The following is a 5,738-nucleotide window of genomic DNA, read 5'->3' as shown; positions in this document are numbered from 1 at the left end:
GGTGCAGCGCTGAACGCTGTTCTTCCGGCAGGCTGAAAAAAGCCTGGCGCACCTGCGCCAGGCGCACCGAATGTTCCTGTGGTGCCGGCGTGCTGCCGTCGGCCAGGTATCCAGCCTGTTCGACGCGCGACGCCTCGGACTTGCGGGCCCGCATCCTGTCGATGAAGGTGTTGTGGACGATCGACAGCAGCCACGCGCGCAGGTTTCCGCCGGAGCGGAAGGTGCTGCGCCGCTCATAAGCGCGCACCAGCGCGTCATGGACAAGGTCCTCGGCGTCGGTGCTGTCGCGCGTCAGCGAGCGCGCATAGCGGCGCAGCGAACCGAGCTGTCCTATGATGTCAAAGCGTGGCATCGGCGGTTTCATGTCCTGTTTACGGAACATGTGGGGATTTTAATCCCTGCCCTGCCAATTTTTTCCTTTGGAGGACATCGTTCGAATGCAACGATTGATGCCGGCATCAATCTTATCATCGGCATCGCCACGATGTGCCATGCCCGGTGGATCGTGCCTACTTCACACGCCTCTTCTCCAGCTTCCGCGCCAGCGTCCGGCGGTGCATGCCCAGCCGTCGTGCCGTCTCGGAAATGTTGAAGTCGGCCTCCACCAGCGTCTCGTGGATGCGCTCCCATTCGAGGTTCTTTATCGAGGTTGGCCGCTCGGCGAGCGGCACCGAAGCATTGCCCTCGACCTGGCCGAAAGCCGCTTCTATGTCGTCTGTATTGGCGGGCTTGGCGAGATACTGGCAGGCGCCGAGCTTGATCGCCTCGACAGCGGTGGCGATGCTGGCAAAGCCGGTCAACACGACGATCCGCATTTCAGGATCGTGTTCGTGCAGCGCCCTGACGCACTCAAGGCCCGAGCCGCTGGCAAGCTTGAGATCGACGACGGCATATTGGAAGGCAACGGTGCCGATCAGCGCCTGCACGCCGTCGACGCTCCGGCAGCTATGCGTTTCGTAATCACGCCGTTCGAAAGACCGGCGCAGTGCGTTGGCAAAGGCGATGTCGTCCTCGACGATCAGCAGCGTGCGTTCAGTCGGCATTGTGCCCTCGCGGAGACAGAGCAGCCAGCGGCAGATGCAACGTAACCGAAGCTCCCCCCTCGGTTCTGTTTCTTACAGTGACGCTACCCCCCAGCTTGCGGATGACATTGACGACCAGAAACAGGCCGAGCCCGCTACCTGGCCGGTTCTTGGTCGACGTGTAGGGCTTGCCGAATTCAGCAAGCATGGCTTCTTCAAATCCCGGTCCCGCGTCGACAACTTCGATGATGAGATCGTCCGCGTGGCGGCTGACGATCAAACCGACCCATAGAGGCGACGCTTCAAGTGCGTTGTCCAGTACATTGAACATCACCTGTTTGAGCGCGGGATCGGAGACGATCTCCTGGTTGGCGCCGAAACGCCTGGTGTATTCGAAACCTTGCGGCAGCCGTGTCGACTTCCATTCGGCCACCAGCTCCGCCAGAAAGGCATCGACGGAGGTGCGAACCGTGCCTTCGCCGCGCAATTCGCCCGACGACATCAGGATTCCCGAAACGATCTTCTTGCAACGGTCCAACTGGCCCTGCATCTCCCGGATTTCCTGCGCCAGATCCGGATCGGCCTCGAGAACCGGCATGCGCTGCCAGTCGTTGAGGATGACGGAAAGCGTAGCCAGCGGCGTGCCGAGCTCATGCGCGGCGCCAGAGGCGAGCAGGCCCATCCTGACGATGTGAGCCTCCTCCGCCGATTGCTGGCGCAAATCCGCAAGATGAGCGTCGCGGGTGCGAATGTTGTTCTGGACCCTGGTGATGAACAGCACCAGAAGCGTTGCCGCCAGGACGAAACAGATGAACATGCCCTGAATGTGCAGGCTGAACAGCCCGGCACCGTGTGCGGCGGGCAGGCTGATCTCACGGTAGAAGGTGGTCAGCGCGATGAAGCACGTGCTTGCAATGAGGACAAGCGCCCAGACCGACCATGTCTCCAGCAGTACCGCGCCCAGGATGACCTGGAGCAGGTAAAGCGAAATGAAGGGATTGGACGCGCCGCCGCTCAGGTAAAGCTGGACCGTCAACGCGGTGACGTCGAGCAGCAGTCCAAGAAACAGCTCGGTGTTGGTGATCGCGTCCTGGCTGCTGTGCCGGCGCAGGCTGGCGACGTTGAGAGCGATCAGCAGCAGGATCACCACTGCCATCGGCACCAGCGGCAGCCCGATGCCAAGCGCGTAGCGGACGAACAGGATCGTCACGATCTGACCGCCGACCGCGATCCAGCGCAGTTGGATCAGAAGCAGAAAATTCTGCTTGTTGGTCTTGTCGTGCAGCGTCATTGGGCCGGGAGGTCCCCAGCCCTGGCCAAGCAGGTCACTCAAGCGGGAGTCCGATCCAGGCGCTGGTTGAGCCGCAGCGCCAGCAGCGTGCATAGCGCTCCCGACAGCAGATAGGCGCCTGACGAGATCAGCCCGAAATGGGCGGACAGGAACAGGGCGACAATGGGGGCGAAGCCGGCGCCGAACAGCCAGGCGAGATCCGAGGTCAGCGCAGCACCTGTATAGCGGTAGTTCTTTGAAAAATTCGAGGCGAGTGCTCCCGAAGACTGGCCGAACGACAGGCCGAGCAGGACGAAGCCCAACACCATGAAGACGGACTCTCCGACGAAGCCGCCATCGAGCAGCTGTGGCGCGAAACCGCTGAACACGGCAATGGCCACCGCCGAGCCTCCAAGCAAGGGCCAGCGCCCGACCCGGTCGGCAACGACGCCCGAGATCGCGATTGCCGCCAGGCCGAAGAAGGCTCCGATCGTCTCGATGACCAGGAACCGTGCCGGTCCCTCGCGCGTGAACAGGAAGATCCAGGACAGAGGAAACACCGTCACCATGTGGAACAGGGCGAAGCTCGCCAGCGGCGCGAAAGCGCCGAGCACGACAGTGCGCCCTTCGGCGCGCAACGTCTCGCGGACGGAAGTCGGCTCCAGTTCCTGGCCTTCGAACAGTTTGGTGTATTCCGGCGTCACCACGATGCGCAGCCGCGCGAACAGGGCGACGACGTTGATGGCGAAGGCGACGAAGAACGGGTAGCGCCAACCCCAGCTGAAGAAGTCTTCAGCCGACAGGTTGCCGACGAAATATGCAAACAGGGCACTGGCGACGATGAGCCCGAGTGGCGCGCCCAGCTGCGGGATCATCGCATACCAGCCGCGACGCTTTTCGGGGGCATTCAACGCCAGCAGCGAGGCAAGTCCGTCCCATGTCCCGCCCAGCGCCAGTCCCTGACCGATCCGGAACATGGCCAGCAGCCAGGCCGAAGCCGGGCCGATCTGGTCGTAACCGGGCACGAAGGCGATCGACACGGTCGAGGTCCCCAGCAGGAACAGCGCGATGGTGAGCTTGGCGCTGCGTCCGTAGGCGCGGTCGAGCGCGGTGAAGATCGCCGTCCCGATCGGCCGCGCGATGAAGGCAAGCGCGAAGATGGCGAAGGAGTAGAGCGTGCCGGTCAACGGGTCGGCATATGGAAATACGAGCTTGGGGAAAACGATGACGGAAGCGATCGCGTAGACGAAGAAGTCGAAGAATTCCGACGTCCTGCCGATGATGACGCCAACGGCGATTTCGCCGGGCTTCACCTCATGATGCCGCGCATTGATCCGTCTTGCGTCGGCTTCGATCTTCGAAGTTGGGCTCACAGCATTCTCCGTCGCCCCGCCGCGGTCTCATACGATCGCTTGCCATGTGCGCGGGCCAGATGCTTTGATGACGCCTGCCGCGTCATTGCGGCATTGGACAAATTGTCCAATGCCTTCATCGCCGCGGTACGGTTAGCACTGGGGGGAACAACCGACAGGTCATACATTGAGCCGTCTTCGTACCCTTTTCCTGCTGCCCCTGCTGGCATCGCTCGGCTCCTGCAGCATGGTCGTCCTGAACCCTGCCGGCGACGTCGCCGAGCAGCAGCGCGACCTGCTGATGGTGTCCACGGCACTGATGCTGATCGTCATCATACCGGTGATGGCTCTCACCATATTCTTTGCCTGGCGATACCGCCAGTCCAACCGCGAGGCGCGCTACGAGCCGGATTGGGACCACTCGACCCATCTCGAACTCGTCATTTGGGCTGTGCCGCTTCTGATCATCATCTGCCTGGGCGCGGTGACCTGGATGGGCACCCATCTGCTCGACCCCTATCGTCCGATCGGACGTGTAGCGGCCGGCAAGCCGCTGCCGCCGGACGTGCGCCCGCTTGAGGTCGAAGTCGTCGCGCTCGACTGGAAATGGCTGTTCATCTATCCGGAATACGGCGTCGCCGTGGTCAACGAACTGGCTGCGCCGGTCGACCGGCCGATCAGCTTTCGCATTACCTCCGCATCGGTGATGAACTCCTTCTACATTCCAGCACTGGCCGGCCAGATCTATGCGATGCCGGGTATGGAAACCAGGCTGCACGCTGTCATCAACAAGTCCGGCGACTATGAAGGGTTCTCTGCCAATTACAGCGGCGCCGGCTTCTCGGGAATGCGCTTCGCGTTCCACGGCCTCGAGGATGCCGGTTTCCAGGCATGGATCGCGAAGGCAAAGGACAGCGGCGGCAAGCTCGACCGAAACGGCTATCTTGAGCTCGAACAGCCCAGTGAGAACCAACCCGTGCGCCACTATGCGGCGGTGGATAGCGATCTCTACAAGGCGATCCTCAACATGTGCGTCGAGCCCGGCAAGATGTGCATGAGCGAGATGTCGCAGATCGATGCCAAGGGCGGTCTGGGAATGGCCGGCATCCGCAACACCCTTCCGCTGCTGTATGACAAGTTCGCCCGGCGCGGCACGATATTCGGCCCCGCCCCATCCTATGTCGCCAGCATATGCACGACCGAAGAAGCACTGGCCGCTTCGAAGGCTGATCAATCCGCCACGCCGATGACCTCGACGCCGATAGTCGGCGCTGGTCTGCAACGGCCACTGCCCCTGTCGATCCGACTGCCGTCACCTTCCGCAACCGGCACGCTTCGGTCGCCCTTCAACTCCTGAGGCGCCACGCAAGACATGTTCGACAATCCTGCTCTTCTCAAGGCGATCTTCGGCCGGCTTACGTTCGAGTCGCTGCCGCTGCACGAGCCCATCGTGGTCGCGACCTTCATTGTCGTCGCGCTGGGCGGCATCGCCCTCGTCGGCGCGCTGACCTATTTCAAGCTCTGGGGCTATCTGTGGCGCGAATGGTTCACCAGCGTCGACCACAAGCGCATCGGTGTGATGTACATGGTGCTCGGCATCGTCATGCTGCTGCGCGGCTTCAGCGACGCCATCATGATGCGACTCCAGCAGGCGATGGCCTTCGGCGGTTCGGAAGGCTATCTCAATTCGCATCATTATGACCAGATCTTCACCGCGCACGGCGTCATCATGATCTTCTTCGTGGCGATGCCGCTGGTGACGGGCCTGATGAATTTCGTCGTCCCGCTGCAGATCGGCGCGCGCGACGTGTCGTTTCCGTTCCTCAACAATTTCAGCTTCTGGATGACGGTCGGCGGCGCGGTCATCGTCATGATGTCGCTGTTCGTCGGCGAATTCGCGCGCACCGGCTGTCTCGCCTACCCGCCGCTGTCGGGTATCGGCTACAGTCCCGATGTCGGTGTCGATTATTATATCTGGGCGCTGCAAGTGGCGGGCGTCGGCACGCTGCTGTCGGGCGTGAACCTGGTCTGCACCATCGTCAAGATGCGCGCGCCTGGCATGACCATGATGAGAATGCCGATCTTCACCTGGAC

Annotated in this window: 6 protein-coding genes; 2 read left to right on the top strand and 4 right to left on the bottom strand. The window is 62.1% G+C overall.

Features of this window, described 5'->3' with window-relative positions:
- From ENZ75_RS18540 to ENZ75_RS18525, 4 genes are all read right to left on the bottom strand, one after another.
- Positions 1-352 (bottom strand): sigma-70 family RNA polymerase sigma factor (locus tag ENZ75_RS18540; protein ID WP_245481173.1); only part of this gene is annotated, 352 nt, incomplete at its 3' end.
- A gap of 157 nt (positions 353-509) precedes the next feature.
- Entirely contained in the window at positions 510-1,043 is a 534-nt protein-coding gene (locus tag ENZ75_RS18535; protein WP_013531509.1) for a response regulator transcription factor, read from the bottom strand.
- The gene (locus ENZ75_RS18530) at positions 1,033-2,355 is read right to left on the bottom strand and encodes an ATP-binding protein (protein ID WP_013531508.1); all 1,323 of its coding nucleotides are present in this window, start codon (positions 2,353-2,355) and stop codon (positions 1,033-1,035) included. Before ENZ75_RS18530 ends, ENZ75_RS18535 begins: the two co-directional genes overlap by 11 nt.
- Positions 2,352-3,665 carry an MFS transporter gene (locus ENZ75_RS18525; protein WP_024505203.1) on the bottom strand — a complete coding sequence of 438 codons (1,314 nt, stop codon included), beginning with the start codon at positions 3,663-3,665 and terminating at the stop codon, positions 2,352-2,354. The genes ENZ75_RS18530 and ENZ75_RS18525 overlap by 4 nt, the downstream gene beginning before the upstream one ends.
- A 166-nt stretch (positions 3,666-3,831) precedes the next feature.
- Between ENZ75_RS18525 and cyoA the strand changes: the two genes are divergently transcribed.
- Positions 3,832-5,001: a ubiquinol oxidase subunit II gene (gene cyoA, locus ENZ75_RS18520; RefSeq protein WP_013531506.1), complete on the top strand. Its 1,170-nt coding sequence runs from the start codon at positions 3,832-3,834 to the stop codon at positions 4,999-5,001.
- A gap of 15 nt (positions 5,002-5,016) precedes the next feature.
- The coding region (locus ENZ75_RS18515) for a cbb3-type cytochrome c oxidase subunit I (protein ID WP_206617059.1) at positions 5,017-5,738 on the top strand (722 nt) is incomplete at its 3' end.

This window comes from Mesorhizobium sp. M7A.F.Ca.CA.002.04.1.1 (genome assembly GCF_004022805.1).
Lineage (GTDB): Bacteria > Pseudomonadota > Alphaproteobacteria > Rhizobiales > Rhizobiaceae > Mesorhizobium > Mesorhizobium ciceri.
This window is presented reverse-complemented; position numbering and strand designations above follow the sequence as displayed.